The organism is Stakelama sediminis, assembly GCF_014199335.1.
Lineage (GTDB): Bacteria > Pseudomonadota > Alphaproteobacteria > Sphingomonadales > Sphingomonadaceae > Sphingomonas > Sphingomonas sediminis.
This window is the reverse complement of the sequence record NZ_JACIJI010000007.1, coordinates 44422-63784: the sequence shown is the minus strand read 5'-3', so window position 1 is coordinate 63784 and position 19363 is coordinate 44422. Positions and strand designations below refer to the sequence as shown.

The window sequence follows — 19363 nt, the reverse complement described above, 5'->3', positions numbered from 1 at the left end:
AAGGGCGGTGCTTGGCACTTCGACGGATTTTTGCGTATGCCGTTGCAGTAAAGATAGATTCAGGGACGCATAGGGGGCAAAATGATCGGATTGTGGATGCTGGGGCTGGCGGTCGCTGCACAGGCCGGGTCGGGCGATGGCGCGCAAGCGGTGCAAAAGGATGTGCCGGCACAAGCAAAAGACTCGGATTCCGGCGTGATCCTGAGCGGTATTGTGGGACCGAAGCCCGCGCATCCGGCAAAATTGGTATCAGGTGGAATAAGCGATGACGATTATCCCGCTGCCGCACGAAAGGCCGGGGAGCAGGGGCGCGCCGTCGTCGGTTATACCGTCGATACGCATGGTACGCCGGTGGATTGCACGATCGTCAAATCCTCCGGATCGCAGACTCTCGATTCAACAACCTGTGCTCTGGTGACGCAGCGTTTTCGCTATAAGCCAGCGCGGGACAAAGCGGGAAAGCCGGTTGTCGAACACAGGGTTCAGGGGGTGACTTGGGGCCTTGAGGGCGAAACCCTGATGTCGGCGCCCGATTTCAGTAAGCAGGAGACAGGAAAGCAGTTCAAGCTCGATGTGCTGATCGATGAACAAGGCCGGGTTTTGTATTGTACGGCAAAGACGGGTGAGATTGGCGATGCGCTGGAATCGCAGCCGGAGGCTTGTCAGAATTTTCCGGCAGGCAAGCAGGTCGCGGAACCGGCGACCAGGGACGGTAAGCCCGTCCGCTATCACATGATCGTCGATAGCAGGACGACCTTTGTCCCTGATGCTGAAAAACAGCCATGACCCGCTGAAGCCGCACAGAAACGCAAAGTTTCGTTAGACGAAGCCGGTCGGGCTTACTATGTCGACATCCGGAGCACGCCCTTGGCGTGCTTCGACAGTTTCAACGGTTCGGGAAGTGTCCTTGCAGCTTTTGCTGTTCCTGTCTGCGCTGCTGAGCGGTCTTACCGGCGTGATCGTCGGGGAGCGCGCGGTCGATCGCGGACAGATCGAGCGGCTGAGCGAGGCAAGTGTGCCCGTCCTGTTGCGGCAGGTCCGTGCACTTCCGGCGGCGCATCGCGCCCTGCTAGACCGGCTGGGCGGGTTCCGGCTCCCGCGCATCGAGCGCTTTTCGGCATTCGTTCCGCCCGCGCTGATCGCGCTGCCCACAGGCATCGACGCCCGCCGTCGGGAATAGCCGTTCCGCCGGTTTGTCCGGCTCTCCTTTCCTTTGCCCGTGCCGTCCTTTTGGCGGCGAAGACCCTATACGATGCGACCGCCCCTTTTGTGGAGCGCTACGCATTATCCAGATACAGGAAGTTCGTTCATGTTCGGCTCGCTAGCCAAATCTCTCTTCGGTTCGTCCAACGACCGCTATGTTAAATCGCTGCGCTCCATCGTCGGGAAGATCAACGATCTGGAACCCCGGATGCAGGCGATGAGCGACGAGGAACTGTCGGGCCAGACCGCACGGTTCCGCGAACGGCTGGAAGCGGGCGAGACGCTCGACGACCTGATGCCCGAAGCCTTTGCCACGGTGCGCGAAGCGTCGGTGCGGGTGCTGGGGATGCGCCATTTCGACGTGCAGATGATCGGCGGCATCGTGCTCCACCGCGGTGAAATTGCCGAGATGCGCACAGGTGAAGGAAAGACGCTGGTGGCGACGCTGGGCGTATATCTGAACGCGCTGCCGGGCAAGGGCGTGCACGTTATCACCGTCAACGACTATCTCGCCAAGCGTGACTCCGAATGGATGGGGCAGGTCTATCGCTTCCTCGGCATGACGGTTGGCGTGATCATTCCCGACCTGACCGATGAAGAGCGTCGCGACGCCTATCATTCCGACATTACCTACGGCACGAACAACGAATTTGGCTTCGATTATCTGCGCGACAATATGAAATATGAGCGCGAATCGATGGTCCAGCGGCCGTTCAATATGGCGCTGATAGACGAAGTCGATTCGGTGCTGATCGACGAGGCGCGTACTCCGCTGATCATTTCCGGTCCTACCGACGACAAGTCCGAACTCTATATCGGCGTCGATGCGATCGTGAAGCAACTCGGCGAAGACGATTATGAGAAGGATGAGAAGCAGAAGTCGATCGTTCTGACCGAGGACGGCACCGAAAGGGCAGAGCGCCTGCTGGAAGCTGCGGGCCTGCTCGAAGGGTCCAACCTGTACGACTTCGAAAATACGCAGGTGGTGCATCACCTGAACCAGTCGCTGCGCGCCAACAAAATGTTCCAGCGCGACATCGATTACATCGTCAAGGACGACAAGGTCGTCATCATCGACGAGTTTACCGGCCGCATGATGGACGGCCGCCGCTGGTCGGAAGGGCTGCATCAGGCGGTCGAGGCGAAGGAAGGCGTGAAGATCGAGCCGGAGAACCAGACGCTCGCTTCCATCACCTTCCAGAACTATTTCCGCATGTATCCGAAGCTTGCGGGCATGACGGGTACGGCCGCGACCGAGGCGGCGGAATTTTACGACATTTATAAGATGAATGTCGTCACCATCCCGACCAACCTGCCGATTGCGCGGATCGACGAGGATGACGAATTCTATAAGACGCTGAATGACAAGTTCATCGCCATCGCACGCGCGATCAAGGAACATTCCGAACGCGGCCAGCCGGTGCTGGTCGGCACGGTGTCGATTGAAAAGTCCGAACTGCTCGCCGAATTCCTGATCAAGGAAAAGGTGCCGCACAAGGTGCTGAACGCGCGCTATCACGAAATGGAAGCGCACATCGTCGCGCAGGCCGGACGACTGGGCGCCGTCACCATCGCCACCAACATGGCGGGTCGCGGTACGGATATTCAGCTTGGCGGCAATCTGGAATTCCGGATGCTTGACGAATATCCCGATCTGGAAGAGGGCACGCCCGAATATGAGGCCAGGGCGGAGAAAATCCGCGCCGAGATCGAGGTCGAGAAACAGAAGGTGCTGGAAGCGGGCGGGCTGTTCGTGCTCGCCACCGAACGCCATGAAAGCCGCCGGATCGACAACCAGTTGCGCGGGCGTTCGGGCCGTCAGGGCGATCCCGGCCTGTCGCGCTTCTACCTCAGCCTCGATGACGATCTGTTGCGGATTTTCGGTCCCGACACGCTGTTTGCGAAGATGATGCGTTCGAACATCGGCGACGGAGAGGCGATCGGATCGAAATGGCTGACCAAGGCGATCGAGACTGCGCAGAAAAAGGTCGAGGCGCGCAACTATGACATCCGCAAACAGGTCGTCGAATATGATGACGTGATGAACGACCAGCGCAAGGTCGTCTATGAACAGCGCTCCGACATCATGGACGCTGAAACGGTGGGGGACGTCGTTGTCGATATGCGGCATGAGACGATCAATGCGATTGTCGGCGAGGCGTGCCCGCCGGGAAGCTATCCCGAACAATGGGATGTCGACGGGCTGAAAGAACGGGTTGCCGAAATCCTCAATCTCGAACTGCCGGTCGATCAGTGGATCGAGCAGGAAGATGGGATCGAGCCGGAAATGATCGAGGACCGTATCCGCGAACAGGCGGATGCGATGCTGGAAAAGAAGGCGGCGGAACTCGACGCATTGACCTGGAGCCAGGTTGAAAAGTCGATTCTGCTCCAGAATCTAGACCATCACTGGAAAGAGCATCTGGCCATGCTCGATTCGCTGCGGTCGATCATCCACCTGCGCGCCTATGCGCAGAAAACGCCGATCAACGAATATAAGCAGGAAGCCTTTGCGCTGTTCGAGCGGATGCTGGAAAATATCCGTGAGGATGTGACCAAGACGCTCGCCATGGCACAGTTCCAGCTTGCAGCACCGCCGCCGCTGCCGGAAGTGCCGGACTTTATCACCTCGCACTTCGATCCCCTGACAGGGGAGGATGATACGTTCGATATCGATGCCGGCTTTGGTCAGCCGGACCCGCAAATGCCGCCGTTCCAGATTCCGCAACCTGCCGGTGAGGAACTGGGCGAAGACCCGGCCGACTGGGAAGGCAAGGTCGGCCGCAATTCGCCCTGCCCCTGTGGCTCAGGGCGCAAATACAAGCATTGCCACGGCGCGCTTTAATATTGCTTTCCGCCCTCTCCCTCTCGGGGGGCACCCATGAAAAAAAAGCCCTTCTCCATCACTTTGTGGAGAAGGGCTTTTCTTTTCGCGGGGTGATCGGGATCAGTTGCGTTTGGGCATCATGATCGTCGGCCCCAGATTGGCGATGACCGCGCGTGCGTCGAAGGCACGGACATTATCGGCAGGCTTCGGCCCCTTGCCCATGACGATTTCCGCCATCGCCTGATAGCGAGTAACCGTGCGGATATCTGCACCGCCTCCGCCCCATGCGGGGCCACCCCAGAACGGATCCCAGCTACGCCAGCCCCATGCCGGGCTGTAATAGCGCCAGTAGGGACTCCAATAGCCATAGGGGCCCATCAGCGGATCTGGGTCGATATAGCTGTTGGACTTCTTTTCGGTATTGCGATCGGTCAGGATGAAATAATCATATCCCTGTTCCAGCGTCAGTTGTGCGGCGCGGAACAGCAGATAGCGTTCCACCGTCTCCCGCGAGGTCAGGCTGTTGCCGGAGAAGGTGACGCTATAGCGATTATCCTCGATCCGCTGATCGCTATAGCCTGTCTGATAATTGCCGGTGCCCATGGCGGGGCGATAGGGCGTCGGGGTCGAACAGGCACCCGTCAGCAGCGTGGCGGCAAGCGCGGTTCCCGCCAGAAGGGGGCGCAATTTCACTGGAATGCGTATCTTCATCTCATTCTCCAGAGCCGGTGGCGACCTTCACGCACCGAAGGAAACCGGCTTTTACTCACTCAACACGGAAGCACACCAAAAGGTCCGCCGTCGATTGCGACGAACAGTGCCATATCATGGATTGACCGTTACTGAACGGGATATCGGTCAATTTTCCCCCGATCGCATCAGAATGTCAGTGCGACGCGGACGGATTGACCTGAAGCAGGCGGCTGACAATCTGGGTACGGTTCGATACCTGAAATTCGGACATCAGTGTACGGATATGCACTTTCACCGTGCTTTCGCTGAGGCCCAGGGCTTCGGCGATATCCCGGTTCGAAAACCCCTGCATCAACAGGTCGGCGACCTGACTCTGGCGTGGGGTCAGCCATCGCCCCTGCGAGCTGAGAATGCGTTGATTTCTCACGGATTGTCCTTCGGCAGTGCCGGAAGCGCGTGGCCGAAAATCCGCCATTACCTCGGGCGAATAAACGCGTAGGCCCACGGCAACCGAGCGAATGGCGCTGGTCAACGCATCGAATTCGACGGAACTGAGCAGGCAACCCGCCACCGGCAGCACGCCCTCGCGCCCTATCAGGTCCCCGGCCTGATCAAGCATCAGAACGCAGGGGGCAGCAGAAGCATCGAGCGCAATCGACTGCAACTGCTGGTCAAGCCACTGCATGTCTTCCTTGGTGGTGCCGTGCACCAGCAGGATGACAGAACCGGGTTTGTCTTTAAGGTCGTCGATCGTTTCAGCGGCATCGACGTCCAGCGTTGCATCCGATTCCAGCCCGGCCAGCACGCAATAGCGATTGAGTGCCGTCCGCCCGACCACGCGGACATGCAGCATGTCGAGACGGGGCTGCGCCGTCGTCATATCGAAAAAACCGCGAGAAAAGCGGATTTCAGCCGATTAAAGCCGATTGCCTCGCGTCGGTTGTGAAGGATTGGCAGGCACCTCTTCATCCGGCCCTGATAGTAGAATCGGGCACTGCAGCGGCACGTTCATAGGGGTTACAGCCAAAAGATGCTCAATATTCGATAAACCGACCCATTACTTCATAATAATGTTTTTATTGGATAAAGTCTAAAAGACTAACTATTTTGGAGTAAGGTGAACCGCGTATAGGGGTAATACCAATACGTCACATCTTATAAATGGAACCGTCTATCGAAGGGCGGCGTTTTGCGATATACACAGGGTAATCAAATTTATAGTGTGAGGGGTTGCTCCTTGTTTGATCTCGTACAACAGGAAATGGCGGATCTGATGGATCTGTATCCGACGACGGATATTGTCGTGAGCCCGGAAATTCTGAACGATCCGCTGACTGCAGGCGCGATCGACAATCTGATGCAGGCCTATTTCGGTCTTACGCAAATCGGCATCAATGAAGCCGGCGTCGCCCGGATGATGCTGGGCATCGTCCACAATCTCTATGAAGCGATGGACATGCTGCCGGTCTTGCCCAGTGTGTTGCGCAGCTTTGCCCAGCATGTCGAACTTCAGCAGCTTGCAGGATTGCTGAACTGATATCTACCTCTCCCGGGTAACAGCCCGTTGCGCCATCGCCATGTTGGTGGCAGCCATTATGGTCTGAGCAATGATGCTGCAGCGCGAAAATTCCTGTCCTGTCACGTTGTTCGGCATTTGCCCCCGGGAGAATGCACGTGGCGGCGAATGAGGAATGGCCACAGAGAGGCACGGTTGACCTGCCGGTAAGAGCTGTGCGCTGGCGCAACGTCGATAGTTTTCTGTCGGTTTGGGAAGGCGATACGAGCGGCAATGAACAGCGAATGGCGCAGGAGCGGCAGAACAGGTCCGCCGATGCAGATCGGCAAGCCGAGGCGCGGCGCGTTGCGATCTTCAATGTCAAATACAGCCCCAATCTGGGCGATGGCCTGATCGCCGAATGCCTTGAACGCGCATTGGCGGATGCCGATTGCGGTATCGCGGCGGTATCGATCGATCTGGCAGGACGGCAGGGCTATGATCCGCGTCATGGTGCGCGCCGCGGCACCCTGTTGCGGGTACTGGAGGCGCTGCCGGCCTCCGTTCGGAAACTGGCTGTACCGGCCATGCTGCGCTATCTGATCGCGCGACGATACCGTCCGCGCTGGAAAGAGGCGTTACGCGGATGCGATGCAGCGGTGATCGGCGGTGGTGCGCTGTTCGCCGACGCCGATCTGAACTTTCCCCTGAAGATCCATGCAGCACTGCAAGAATGCGCGCGAAGGAACATTCCCGTATCGGTCGGGCATGTCGGCGTGGCGCGTAACTGGTCGCGGGCGGGCCGGAAACTATTCGAGAATGGTTTGCGCCATGTACGGCTGCTGTCCGTAACGGTCCGCGATGATGGTTCGCAGGCGGCCTGGGCGGCGCAGACGAAAGAAGCGGATTTACCTGATGCAGCCCTCTCGTTCGACCCGGGATTGCTGGCCAGTCGCTATTTCCCGGTCATGCGTCCTGAAACCGCGGCGGTCCAGCGTATCGGTATCTGTCTGACCGCACCGGAAGTGCTGCGCCTGCATGGTGAAGCGGAGCAGGGGATCACACAGGACGACTGGCTGACCGCCATGATCGCAAAGCTTGCCGTGGATGGGCGCGACATCGTGCTGTTCACCAATGGCAGTCCGGAAGATGTCGCCTATCGCAACCGGTTTGCACAGACCCTGACCGGCCCGTTGCGCGAGCATGTAGAGGTCGCCCCGGCCTTTGCCGATCCGATCGAACTGGCGCGCTTCATCGGTACGCTGGACGGCGTGATGGCGCATCGCCTGCACGCGTGCATTGCCGCCTATTCCTATCGCGTGCCGTCGGTCGGGCTGGCCTGGGACGCGAAGGTCGGGGCGTTTTTCGAACAGAGCGGGCGGGGGAACTATGTCGTTCATCCCGGCAGGCAATCGCCGGAGACGGTTGCGGCGCTGATGGAAAACGCGCTGGCCGAAGGGATCGATCGCGCGCAGCACGCAACGCTGTTGAACCGGTGCAGGGCCGATGTGACGGCGCTTGCCGAAACGCTGGCATCGGCATGATCGGGCGGATTGTCCTGATCAACGATCTGGTGACGCCCAAAGGCGGAGCGAGCAAGCTGGCGGTGCAATCGGCACTGGCGTATCGCGCACGGGGCCATCCGGTAACGTTTCTGTCGGGCGACCATGGCGACAATGACGAACTGCGCGATGCCGGGGTGGAGATCGTCAGTCTGGGCAGCGCGCGCCTGTTGTCCGCAGGGCGCGCCCGCGCGATGGTGCATGGTCTGTATAACCGGGCGGCGCGCGCGATGGTTGCAGAATGGATCGCGCGACACGACACGCCGGATACCGTCTATCACCTGCATGGCTGGTCGCAGATTTTGTCGCCGTCGATTTTTGGCGCTCTGCGGACGGTTTCGGCGCGTCTTACAATCACCGCGCATGACTTTTTCCTGACCTGCCCCAATGGTGCGTTTTTCGATTATCGTGCTGAGCGGCCTTGCCCCTATGTGCCGATGTCGCGCAGTTGCCTCCGCGCTCATTGCGATCGCCGCAGCTATCCGCAAAAAATGTGGAGGGTCGCACGCCAGGGCATACAAAACCGGCTGCTCGATCTGAAGCAACCGCCGAAAATTCTTTTGATTCATGAAGGCATGGCGGCGTTTCTGGCACGGTCGGGCGTGCCGGAATCGGCGATGCAGGTGCTGCCCAATCCGGTGCAGCCGTTTCTCAACGAGCGGGTCCATGCCGAGGATAATGACGAGGTGCTGTTCGTCGGGCGGATGGAAGCGACCAAGGGGCCGGACCTCGCTGCCGAGGCGTGCAACAGGGCAGGCGTGCGGTTTCGCGCGATCGGCGACGGGGCGATGCTGGAGGAACTGCGCGAACGCCATCCCGAAGCATCGTTTGTCGGGCGTATGGCGAGCAAGGAGATTCACCGTCATGCCCGCAATGCGCGCCTGATTGTCATGCCCAGCCGCCATGTCGAACCCTATGGGCTTTCGGCGGTGGAGGGACTGTGGAGCGGCCTGCCCGCGCTGGTTTCGGCCGATTCGCTGATCGCACCCGATATCGAACGGGCCGGGGCCGGTTTTGCCATTGATGTGCGAAACATCGACTCCTTCGCCGAATGTCTGCGGAGGGTTTTCGACGATGACGGTTATACGCGCCGACTCAGCGAAAACGCATGGTCGGGAACACGCCATCTTGCGCTGACCTATGGCGGCTGGATCGACCGGCTGCTGGAGGTATATCGCGCCTTGTTGATAAGCCGGAAACGCCCGGAAAACCCGACGAACATGGCATCGGCGGCCTAACCACAGGCGTACTTCAAAAGAGATTAAGCCCTAAGAGCCGCATGCCTGCCGCGATGCAGCAGCTATAGTTTTTCAACATTTGCGAACAGAATCAGCAGCGAGGTGGGGCAAATGGCACGATTGCATGTCATCGTACCAACCATAGGCAGACCGGAACTGATCGAGGACAATGTGCGGCGCATGTTCGCGCAAAGCCGTCCGCCCGACGGCATGCTTGTCGTCGGTACGTCACCAAAGGATGTCGGCGATTTTTCCGCTCCCGACCTTCCCGTACAGATTGTGCTGACCGAAAAAGGGCTTTGCCGACAGCGCAATCGCGGGATCGACCTGGTAGTCGACAAGAGCGACATCATCGTGTTCTTCGACGACGATTTCGTCCCGGCCGAGGATTATCTCGCCAATGTCGAACGCCTGTTCGAGCTGCATGAAAATGTCGTGGGGATTACCGGCGAACTGGTCGATGACGGCATCCGGGGCGATGCGATTGCCTTTGACGAGGCGGAGCGGCGGCTGGACGATGAGGAGGAGCGGCCCGACTTCCGCTACCGTCGCTGCTATTCGCTCTATGGCTGCAATATGGCCTTGCGGGTGTCAGCACTCGGCGATCTGCGGTTCGATGAAGCCTTGCCGCTCTATGGCTGGCAGGAGGATGTCGATCTGACCTATCAGCTTTCGCGGCGCGGAGAGATGATCTCAACCAGCAGCGTGACCGGAATCCATCTGGGATCGCGCGGCGGGCGCCTGCCGGGCAAGCGGCTGGGCTATTCGCAGATCGCCAATATCGTCTATCTCTGGCGCAAGGGGACGATGCGGCCCGGTCTGGGCCAGCGGCTGATCGCGCAAAATGTGCTTTCCAACATCGCGCGCAGCATCCGGCCGGAACGACATATCGACCGGCGGGGACGCCTGATGGGCAATATGCTCGCCTGTTTCGACCTTGCGCGCGGCCGTTTGGATACGCGGCGCATCGAGAGCATGTGATTTGCCCAATCGGTTGAACGCAGTGGGTTGGCCGGACATCGGACGGCGAGTGGCATGAGCGGTATCAGCGCGATCATTCCGACCTATAATCGCGCCGATCTGTTGCCGGTGGCGATCCGCAGCATTCAGGACCAGAGCCTGCCGGTGGGGGAGATCATCATCGTCGATGACGGGTCGGGCGACGGCACTGTGGAGGTGGTGGAGCAGATGGCGCGGGACGATCGGCGTATCCGCTTGCTGCAACGCCGGCATGGTGGCGCCAACCGGGCGCGTAATGCGGGTGCGGCCGAGGCCCGCGGGCAATGGCTGGCCTTTCTCGACTCCGACGATGCATGGGAACCCGACCGGCTGGCGGCGCAATGGGACGTGCTGCGGACGAGGCCCGAAGCGGTGGCGGCTTTCTGCGGTTTCCGTATGATCGGGTCGGGCGCGGAACGCATCTTCCTGCCGCCGGACAATCCTTCTCTGCTGGCGCTGCGCTGCGCCAATGTGCTGAGCAGCACCTCCTCCGCATTGATCCGCGCCGACATATTGGAGCGTGCCGGTGGGTTCGATGCCGAGCTGCCCAGTTGTCAGGACTGGGACTTATGGTTCCGCCTGCGGCAACTGGGGCCGTTCGCGGTGGTACGTAAGCCGCTCGTTATCATCAACGAAGGCGATCATGATCGGATCACCACCAACAATGCCAAGGTGATTGAGGGGCATCGCCGGGTGTTCGAGCGGCTGAAGCACGGCGTCGATGCGCCGATGCAGCGGCGCCGGATCACGGCGGCGCATATGCTGGTGCTGGCCAGCGCGTTCAAGCGGCATCGGGAATGGAAACAGGCGCTGGGTCTGGCCTGCCGCTCGCTGATGGAATTCCCGTCGCGTTGGGGGCTGAACCTTGCCCTGACCTCCGCCGCAGGGCTGATGCGGACCGGACGGCGCGCGAAGAAAGCGTGAAGCACAATAAAAAGCGTCGTGCTGACCCGGACTAACGCTGGGCGGAGCAATCCGGATTTTGGACTGCCGCGTCGCTCGTGCTCCTCGCAGTGACGAGGGTTTGCAATGGGCTCTAGGGCTGAATGTCTATCCGTCCTAGGCGCCGGTCCGCAGCACCGTTCGCAGCTTGTGATAGCCTTGCGGGCCAACGATACGGCGCAACAGGCGCTTTGCGTTCCTGCCTGATCCAATACCCTGTTTCAGTGCCATGGAGGCAAGGCTTGGCTGGCACAGTTCGGGCCCTTCCAGACTGAGCACGGGCTTGCCGCTGGCCACCGCTATGGTGCGCGCCTGTGCCAGTTCGCTTTCGATGAAGATCGGCGAGTCCAGTTCGCGATAGACCGACGCCTTGAAACTGCCATGTGCGCCCAGTCTGCGCCGGGTTGCTGCATCGGGCAGGTCGAGCATGCGCAGGCTGTCATAGCGGATGTCGTTGGCATAGAGCCAGGCCTCGGTTTCGGCACGATAGCGTTCCAGCCGGCTGGTGACCAGCGTACCGATGCGATGGCTCGGCCGGTGCAGCGGGCGTGCATTGGCAAGGAAGGTGCGATAGGCCGGACCGTCGTCATTCTCCGCGTCGTCGGGATCGAGGCATAATACCCCGTCAATATCCACGCAGGCGCTTTCAAGGATGGGGTGGTGGAGGATATTCCATTCGAACAGGCGGGGTTCGGGAACAGCCTCCAGGATCAGATCGGCCAGATCGTCCTTGCTGTCCTGCGTACCATAGGCGGCGCAGAAGCTGGATTGCGCCGGAATGTCGGAGCGCTCGACCAGTGTGATGGCTTCGCGCATCGCGGTGCCCGTGCGGATACTGTCATCGACGATCAGGGCATGGCGATATTCTGTTCTGTCGCGGCGTGCATGTTGTCCCCGCGTCTTGCCGGAGGCGAAGGTACGTCCGGCGGTAAAGCCTTCAAGGTCGGCCAGCGGCAGATTCTTGTGCAGGGCAATCAGCGACGCGGCAAGCATTCCGCTGCGCGGGATGCCGACGATCAGGTCGATATCGCCGGGCAGGCGGTGCAGATTGCGGATAATGGTACGGTTGAGCTCTTCGACCGAGCGGAAGTGCATAGGGGTCTCCCCGATACGGCTTTACGCATGCACCTCCGCCTGATGGTCGCCATAGGGAATCAGCGGTCGTGCAGGCTTTAAGAAGGGGTGTCGGGGCCGTAATGCCAGTGCTGCTGCGGCGAACAGGGCGAAATTCGTGCCGGGATTGGGCGAAGGCGAGCTGATCGCGGCAGGAACCAGTACGCCGATCGCCGCACAGGCCGAGGCCGCGCCGATCGAAACCACCGGATCCTGCATCCGTGTCCAGGTCGATGCGCGCAGCGGCGCCAGTACCCGCCAGAGATAGAGCAGGAAGGTGGTCATGCCGATCACTCCGGTCGAGCCCAGAATTGCCATGAACAGGCTCGACGAGCGGAAACTACCCGGTCCCAGACCCAGCCCGTGCGAATGAATGAAGCCGTCCCAGCCCTGCATCGCCCAGAACAGCCGCTGTGCGCCCGACAGGCTGTCGCTCTTGTCGATGGTCATGTGCCGGATCATCTCGACCATCGCTTCGAACATGCCGGGCATGGCAAGCATGGCGATGCTGGCAAGCGCGGCCATGCCGATACCGGACAGGAACAGGATGGCCAGCCGGTCGAGCGGTGCATAGACGGGCATCAGCAACACCCTGATCCCGACGAACGCGGCATAGCTGGCAAGTCCGACATAGGCAGTGGAGGAGGTGCTGAACAACAGCACCGCGGCAAGGATGAAGGACGCAGGGCCGGTGCTGCGCGGCATCACGCCACGCCACCACAATTCAAAATTCAGATAGAACCAGGCGAGTGCGAAACTTGCATAGGTAGAAGCTTCGGCGAACACCCCGTTGATGCGGATAAAACCCTGATAGCTCTGATCGAGCTGAGCATAGGATGCATTGCGCAGAAATTCGAACACCACGTCTGCGGGGGTGCCGCGCGTGAAGATGCCGAGCACGCCGGTAATGGTATGAATCCAGGCAATGGCAACGCTGGTGCGCACCAGCGCGACCGCGCCCCCCGGCGCGCGACAGGCGACCGAGCCGAGCACCGCAATGACCATGGTGCCGACCATATAGACCGATGTCGTGATGTTCTGCGACGTAGGCACCAGCGGCACCGTGTCGAACAAGGATTTCGGATCGACGAACCGCATCGGCGCGACATTGATCGTATTGGCGAAGATGCGCGGCGCGGCAATCGAGGCCGCGATGCCGTATAGTACGAATATGATCAGCAGGGCGTTCTGCTTGATGCCGTCCAGCAGCAATGGAAGGTAGCGCTGGCCGGGCAGGATGACGCGTAAAAAGAGGAACAGCAGCGCAAACTGGCTGGGCGGGATCGATGACCCTCCCAGTGCCGGCAGGTTGATCGCGGACGATCCGCTCAGCAATCCGCACAGCATCGTATAGCTCAGCATCGCCGCGAGCGACCCCCGGACCAGCAGGAACAGCCCGATAACCATCAGAATCAGGCCGATCAGCGTCGGGGTCACGGTGTCACCAGCTCCAGCATATTGCGGTCGAAATGTTCGGGGGCAAAGCGCTGCGCCTGTGCGATCGCGGTGGAAGGATCGAATTCGAGAAGCCAGCGCTCCAGTGCCTCCACCCCGGCGATGAGCGATTCCACCTCCTGTCGATCGAAGAACAGACCCGTTTCGCCGGGCAGGATGCTGTCCCGCACGCCGCCGCGCCCAAAGGCAAGCACGGGTCGCCCCGACGCATTGGCCTCGACCGGTACAATGCCGAAATCCTCCTCGGCAGTGAACAGCAACGCTCTGCACCGTGCATAATGGCTGCGCAGTGCATCGAAGGACATGCGTTCGACGAAACGGATATTCGGCCCGGCCTTTGCCTTGAGCTGCGCCAGCATGCTACCTTGCCCGACCATCATCAGCGGCAGGCCCAGTTGGGTGAACGCATCGACGGCCAGGTCGGGGCGTTTATAGGGCACCATCTGACCGACCCAGAGGTAAAAGTCCTCAATATGGTCTGTCGGCTGGAACAGGCCGGTTTCGACCGGCGGATGAATGACGGTCGCATCGCGGCGCCATGCCTTGCCGATCCGGTCGCGGATGAAATGGCTGTTGGCGGCGAACCGGTCGACCCGCGCACTGGAACTCTGGTCCCATTGGCGCAGGCGATGATAGAGCCAGGGCATGGCTGCACGGGCGATCGGATTGGCCTGCGCGCGATACTGGTGATAATGATCCCACAGATAGCGCATCGGCGAGTGGCAGTAACAGACGTGCATCGCGTCCGGACGAGGGATCACCCCCTTGGCGGGCCCGGATTCGCTGCTGATCACCAAGTCGTAGGAGGACAGGTCCAGCTCCTCCAGCGCCATCGGCATCAACGGTAGATAATATTGGTAGAAACGCCGCGACCAGGGCAGCCGGTCGATGAAGCTGGTGGTGACCTTGTGCGCCCGGATCGTGCTCGACATGGCGTCGGGGACATAGACATGGGTGAACAGATCCGCCTGCGGAAACAGGCGGAGCAGACGTTCGACCACGCGCTCGCCGCCACGCATTGCCAGCAGCCAGTAATGCACGATGGCAACGCGTCGCCCGTCCCCGCGAATCGGCGTGACCGTCGGGGTCGGGATGGATGCCGCTGGTTCCAGAACCGCCCGCATCACAGATAATATTGCTTGTAGCTTTGGTAGTAATAACCCGCATCGCCATAGCCGAAGCGGCTTTGCTTGCGCATATCGACCTGGGTCAGCACGACACCTGCCAGACTATGCCGATCGTGCGGCAACTGATGCAGCGCCGCCTTGACCGCATGGTCAGGGGTCTTTCGCCAGCGCACGGCCATGACCGTTGCATCGGCTTTCCCGGCGATAATGCGCGTTGCCGCGACCGGCAGCATCGGTGGCAGGTCGAGGACGATATAATCGTAATGATTGCGCAGTTGCTGAAGCAGCAGATCGAACTGTTCACCGGTCAGCAGCTCGGCTTCGCTTTCATCGGCATTGCGCGTGGTGATGAAATGGAAATTGTTATCGACCTGGATGAGGGCATCATCCCAGCTCGTGTCGCCCTGAAGCACTTCCAGCAGGCCGGGATGATCCGGATTGGCGGCCATATAGCGCGCCAGCCCGCGGCGACGCAGATCGCAATCGATCATCAGCACATGCTTGCCCTGCATCGCCATCGACCGGGCGAGACAGGCCGACATGGTGGTCTTGCCCTCCTTGGGCAGGGCGGAGGTAATAGCGATGATCTCCACCTTGCCGGGCACGGCCTGCTCGACGGAGGTCCGAATCGCCCGGAAGGCTTCGGCAAAGGCGGATTTGGGATTTTCGCTCAGCGCGCTCAACGGATTTCGCGCCTTGCGATCAACCGATTTCAGCAGGGGAATCGAACCGATATAGCGGACGCCCAGTCGTTCCTCGACCTCCGCTGCGGTAGTGATCCCCGAAAACAGCGTTTCGGCAAGGAATGCGAGACCCAGCGCCGCCGCAACGCCGATGGCGAAGGCCAGTACCAGATTGAGGATCAGGTTCGGCTTGAACGGCAGCACCGGCGGCTCCGCAAAGCTCAGCACGCGGGCATTGGGCCGTTGCGACCCTTCCTGTGCTACCAGCGTCTTGTAGCGGTTGAGATAGCTTTCATACAGACCTTGCGATGCGTCGGCTTTACGGATCAGCTCATCCAGACCGACCATCGCTGCGTTGTTGCTGGCAAGCTTCCCCCTTGCCTGCGACAGGCTGCCGTTCAGCGAGGCAAGCCGCTGGCCCGAAACCCGCACCTTTGCCTGAAGATTGGAAATAACGCGGTTGATCTCCGCCTCGATCTGACGGTTGATTTCGGCAAGCTCATTCTTCGCTTGTTTGAGCGCGGGATAGTTCGGGCCGTAATTGGCTTCCAGATTGGCGACCTGGCCGCCGACCTGTGCCTCACGCGCGCGCAGCGAACCGATCACACCCGAATTGAGCGCTTCGCCGACATCGTCGCCTGCCGAACCACCCCGCAATTGTGCGCGGGCGGTGTTCAGCCGCGCCTGATCCTCGGCCGCCTGTGCACGCGCCTGTGTCACCGCCTGATTATAGCTGGAGATTTCCTGTTCGGTCAGGCTCGACCCGCTGGTGCTGAGCAGGTTGTTGCGGATGCGATAATTCTGCAGCGCTTCGGTATCGGCGTGCGCCTGTCCGCGCAGTTCCTCCAGCCTTTTTTGCAGCAGCGCAATCGTTTCCTTGTTGCGTCCAACCCGCGAATGCAACTGCCACTGCGTAAAGGCGCGGGCAAATTCGTTGACGATCTTCGCCGCCTGTTCGCCGGAAGGTGCCTCATAGCTGATATCCAGTGCAAAGGTTTCGCCCATGCGCTGGGCCTTCAGGTTGCGCTGGAGCCGGTCGAGCGTCGAACGTCGCTGCTGTCGTTGCTCCGGCGAAGACCCTGCCTGCGCCGGAATCATGCCGAGCTTGACCGCAACCTCCTCGGCAATCGCGCGTGAGGTGATGATCTGTACCTGCGTATCGACATAGGCGCTGGACGGCGGCGGACCTTCCACCGGGTCACCATTGTCGGTCGCGGTGCGATCCTCCGTAGCGTTCAGGCTTACCAACGCCGTCGCACGGTACATTTTCGGCTGCATCAGCGTCAGCACCACGCCGCCGATCAGCGCCAGCACGATGACCGCGGCCATCAGCCAAAGCCTGCGCTGAAAGAACATCAGCGATCCACGCAGATCGATCCGGTCCGGAATGGCGGGTGGAGAAGGCGCATAGGCCGGTACGATGCTGGTGCCGGGAGGCGCTAGGGGAAGAGCACGGTTCATATCAGTTCCCATGTCTGATCAGGCGGTTCATAGCGCCAGACGAAGCCCGATAAGGGCGCTCGCACCTTCATATTTGCGGCCGAAAGAACCGCTGAATGTCTGATGGCGGTATCCCGCAGAGGCAAAAGCGCTAAGGCGGTCGGTCAGCAGATAGCGTGCGGAGGCCGCGATGCTGATCCGATGCTCGTTGCGATCGATCCCCGCATAATCATTGTCGATATAGGCTACCTCTCCGCCGACCAGCAGCTTGCTGGTCGCGGCATAGCTGCCTGTCACTCGGATCTCCGAATGCAGCACGCTTGACGTGTCGGGCAGCGGGCTGCGGTCGATCGAGCGGCTGGCCGACGCGGTAAAGGCGATGCGCCGCCGGGGGTACCAGGATCCTTTCACATAGTAATCGAGGCCGCTGAAATCCTTCAGCGCCGGGTTGTCGAAATCCTGGCGAATATAGCCCAGCGCTGCTTCCAGCTCGAACAGTTCGGTCGCCCAGAAGGACGCCCCCGCAATGACCGAATAGCTGTTCGAATCGCGCGATGTGCTGGTGCGATAGCGATAGGACAGGTCGCCATAGGTGCCGCGTACGAACAGGGCGGAACGGGCGGACAGGGCGATGTCGGCACGCGCCTGAAGCGACAGCTTCTTGAAATCGCGATAGCTCTGATCGACGCGTACGCCGTTGATCACTGCATCGAGGTAGCGCCCGCGGACCACCGACCCGCCGACGGTCGCGGCCAGCCGGTTGAATTTCTTGCTTGCCGATGCGGACGCCGCCAGTTCGTTATAGGCGACCGGTTCGCTGGTCAGCAGGTCGTCGCCGAACGTACCGCGCGCCTCCACCCGCCGGGCATAGCCGATGCTGGTGCGTGCGGTGAACTGGTCGGCGAAATCCAGTCGGGTATCGCCGCGCACGGCAAACTGTTCGGTGTTTTCCGTCGTCAGTGTCGCAAACCGTTCGATGGTCGCATCCGCGACGATCTGCGCCGAATGCCGCCCCAGATCAGTTTCCAGCGCAACGCGCGGACGAATTTCCACCGACACATCGGACCGGCGCGGAGAAGAACGGTTATAAACGTTGCTGTCGAACCTCGAACCGGCGGTGATTGACGGTTTGAGGACGAAGGAGCCGAACCGGATATCGCGTTCCTGAACGTCGCGCAGCACTTCGCGCTGTGCCGGAGACGGTTCCAGTATCTGCGCGGGTGCTGCGTCGGTCATGCCGGTCAGCGCCGCTGCCGTGCAGGTCGATTTAACCAAAAGCCTCCGGGCCTTTCCCTGTGTCTTCGCTGTTGCCATCACCACCCCGTTTCGTGCACGGCCGGAACCTCGTTCGCTTTTCGAAACCTGTCCGGTGTACGGCGGTTTTCGAGTACGACTTCGCTGAAGTCCTCATGGCTGCGTTAATCATTTGGCGACGCAACAAAGCTTATGGTCTTTGCGAAAGCATCGCACGCGGCCATAAGGGGTACATCGAGAGAGATGAGCACCAGCAATTATATGCCAAAACCGATTTTGAGCGGTTCCGGGCACGAAGCCAGACCTACGGCGAAGCACGCTAATCCGCCGAAAAGCTTCGCGCGCGGGGCGCTGATCGCGACACCGTTTGCCGTAACTTTCTGGGGTGCCGTCGTCTGGTTGCTGGTGCGCTGACCGCTGCGGTTGATCCGGGAAAGATACCGGCCATCCGGGGGAGGGCACCCCGAATGGCCGGCTGGGGGTAAGGGAGTAACCCCGCATATGGAATCTTCGTGACCGGTCAGCACGACCCCCGACTGGTCAATACAGCAGGCACCGTCGCCAGCAGGATACGGATATTCAGCCCCAAGGAGGCGCAACGCGCATATACGACGTCCATGGCAACGCGTCGCCGATAGGTTACGTTGCTGCGTCCGGAGACTTGCCAGATGCCGGTAAGGCCGGGCCGGACCGAGTAATAATTGCGGATATACCGGCCGTAGCGCGGGATTTCGCCTTCGACGATCGGGCGCGGGCCGACCAGGCTCATATCCCCGCGCAATATATTGATGAGCTGCGGCAATTCATCCAGACTGGTACGACGAAGGAAATTGCCGAGCGGCGTGATCCGCGGATCGTCGCGCAACTTGTGATCCCGGTCCCATTCCGCCCGCATTGCCGGATTGCTGCTCAGCACATCGCGCAGGACACGATCGGCATCGTTCACCATCGACCGAAATTTGAGACACGGAAAACGCCGGCCGTTTTGACCCAGCCGCTGGTGCGCGAACACTACCGGTCCGCGATCCTGAGCATAAATCGCCAACGCGATCAGCACCATGACGGGCAGGAAGAAGATGAGAGCAACCAGGGCGACCGCGATATCGATCAACCGGAATACGCCTCCCTTGCCGAAATTCGACTGCGCGCTTGGTTCTACGGGCAGCCGTGGCGGCGTAGGACCGGTGTACAGGCCAACGGACTGTACCGACATGGACCGGCTTAGCCGTCTGGGCATGGTCTGGCCGACACGCTGCGTCCTCACGGAACCGGACGACGCCGATGCCTTGATTCGAGTATTGATCGTTGCTCCTTGAAGCATAGAGCCTCCGG

General features: G+C 60.5%; 17 protein-coding genes. 9 read left to right on the top strand and 8 right to left on the bottom strand.

Annotation, left to right across the window (positions count from 1 at the left end):
* The first annotated feature begins 81 nt into the window (after positions 1-81).
* The 3 genes from FHR23_RS14465 (at position 82) to secA (ending at position 4048) form a co-directional block, all read left to right on the top strand.
* Entirely contained in the window at positions 82-786 is a 705-nt protein-coding gene (locus FHR23_RS14465; protein ID WP_184005412.1) for an energy transducer TonB, read from the top strand.
* A 121-nt stretch (positions 787-907) separates the two neighbouring features.
* The gene (locus tag FHR23_RS14460) at positions 908-1180 is read left to right on the top strand and encodes a hypothetical protein (RefSeq protein ID WP_221227555.1); all 273 of its coding nucleotides are present in this window, start codon (positions 908-910) and stop codon (positions 1178-1180) included.
* Positions 1181-1309: 129 nt separating this feature from the next.
* Entirely contained in the window at positions 1310-4048 is a 2739-nt protein-coding gene (gene secA / locus FHR23_RS14455; RefSeq protein ID WP_184005408.1) for a preprotein translocase subunit SecA, read from the top strand.
* A 102-nt stretch (positions 4049-4150) separates the two neighbouring features.
* Here secA and FHR23_RS14450 read toward each other — a convergent pair whose 3' ends face one another.
* Both FHR23_RS14450 and FHR23_RS14445 read right to left on the bottom strand, forming a co-directional pair.
* A complete protein-coding gene (locus FHR23_RS14450) occupies positions 4151-4723 on the bottom strand; it encodes a CC0125/CC1285 family lipoprotein (protein ID WP_343043174.1) in 573 nt (190 codons plus the stop codon).
* A 193-nt stretch (positions 4724-4916) separates the two neighbouring features.
* The gene (locus FHR23_RS14445; protein ID WP_184005404.1) at positions 4917-5603 is read right to left on the bottom strand and encodes a response regulator transcription factor; all 687 of its coding nucleotides are present in this window, start codon (positions 5601-5603) and stop codon (positions 4917-4919) included.
* 357 nt (positions 5604-5960) lie between these two features.
* Here FHR23_RS14445 and FHR23_RS14440 point away from each other — a divergent pair, with 357 nt between their 5' ends.
* From FHR23_RS14440 to FHR23_RS14420, 5 genes are all read left to right on the top strand, one after another.
* The gene (locus tag FHR23_RS14440) at positions 5961-6260 is read left to right on the top strand and encodes a hypothetical protein (protein WP_184005402.1); all 300 of its coding nucleotides are present in this window, start codon (positions 5961-5963) and stop codon (positions 6258-6260) included.
* A 137-nt stretch (positions 6261-6397) separates the two neighbouring features.
* Positions 6398-7762 (top strand): polysaccharide pyruvyl transferase family protein, encoded by a 1365-nt coding sequence (locus FHR23_RS14435; protein WP_184005400.1) that lies wholly within the window; start codon positions 6398-6400, stop codon positions 7760-7762.
* Positions 7759-9018, top strand: coding sequence for a glycosyltransferase family 4 protein (locus FHR23_RS14430; RefSeq protein ID WP_184005398.1), 1260 nt, complete (start codon positions 7759-7761; stop codon positions 9016-9018). The genes FHR23_RS14435 and FHR23_RS14430 overlap by 4 nt, the downstream gene beginning before the upstream one ends.
* Positions 9019-9129: 111 nt before the next feature.
* On the top strand, positions 9130-9999 hold the full coding sequence (locus FHR23_RS14425; RefSeq protein ID WP_184005396.1) for a glycosyltransferase family 2 protein: 870 nt from the start codon (positions 9130-9132) through the stop codon (positions 9997-9999).
* Positions 10000-10053: 54 nt separating this feature from the next.
* Complete coding sequence (locus FHR23_RS14420) at positions 10054-10941, top strand: glycosyltransferase family 2 protein (RefSeq protein ID WP_184005394.1); 888 nt, start codon at positions 10054-10056, stop codon at positions 10939-10941.
* Positions 10942-11076: 135 nt separating this feature from the next.
* On the opposite strand, the gene FHR23_RS14415 is transcribed toward FHR23_RS14420, so the two are convergent.
* The 5 genes from FHR23_RS14415 to FHR23_RS14395 all read right to left on the bottom strand — a co-directional run bounded on the left by FHR23_RS14415 (position 11077) and on the right by FHR23_RS14395 (position 18052).
* Positions 11077-12054: a phosphoribosyltransferase family protein gene (locus FHR23_RS14415; protein ID WP_184005392.1), complete on the bottom strand. Its 978-nt coding sequence runs from the start codon at positions 12052-12054 to the stop codon at positions 11077-11079.
* Positions 12055-12075: 21 nt separating this feature from the next.
* Positions 12076-13509 carry a glycoside hydrolase gene (locus FHR23_RS14410; protein WP_184005390.1) on the bottom strand — a complete coding sequence of 478 codons (1434 nt, stop codon included), beginning with the start codon at positions 13507-13509 and terminating at the stop codon, positions 12076-12078.
* On the bottom strand, positions 13506-14546 hold the full coding sequence (locus tag FHR23_RS14405; RefSeq protein WP_246359919.1) for a glycosyltransferase: 1041 nt from the start codon (positions 14544-14546) through the stop codon (positions 13506-13508). Before FHR23_RS14405 ends, FHR23_RS14410 begins: the two co-directional genes overlap by 4 nt.
* A gap of 104 nt (positions 14547-14650) precedes the next feature.
* Positions 14651-16798 carry a GumC family protein gene (locus tag FHR23_RS14400; protein ID WP_184005388.1) on the bottom strand — a complete coding sequence of 716 codons (2148 nt, stop codon included), beginning with the start codon at positions 16796-16798 and terminating at the stop codon, positions 14651-14653.
* 27 nt (positions 16799-16825) lie between these two features.
* Positions 16826-18052: an outer membrane beta-barrel protein gene (locus tag FHR23_RS14395; RefSeq protein ID WP_184005386.1), complete on the bottom strand. Its 1227-nt coding sequence runs from the start codon at positions 18050-18052 to the stop codon at positions 16826-16828.
* 222 nt (positions 18053-18274) lie between these two features.
* Between FHR23_RS14395 and FHR23_RS14390 the strand changes: the two genes are divergently transcribed.
* Entirely contained in the window at positions 18275-18445 is a 171-nt protein-coding gene (locus tag FHR23_RS14390; RefSeq protein ID WP_184005384.1) for a hypothetical protein, read from the top strand.
* Positions 18446-18551: 106 nt separating this feature from the next.
* On the opposite strand, the gene FHR23_RS14385 is transcribed toward FHR23_RS14390, so the two are convergent.
* Complete coding sequence (locus FHR23_RS14385) at positions 18552-19244, bottom strand: sugar transferase (protein WP_184005382.1); 693 nt, start codon at positions 19242-19244, stop codon at positions 18552-18554.
* Positions 19245-19363 lie beyond the last annotated feature (119 nt).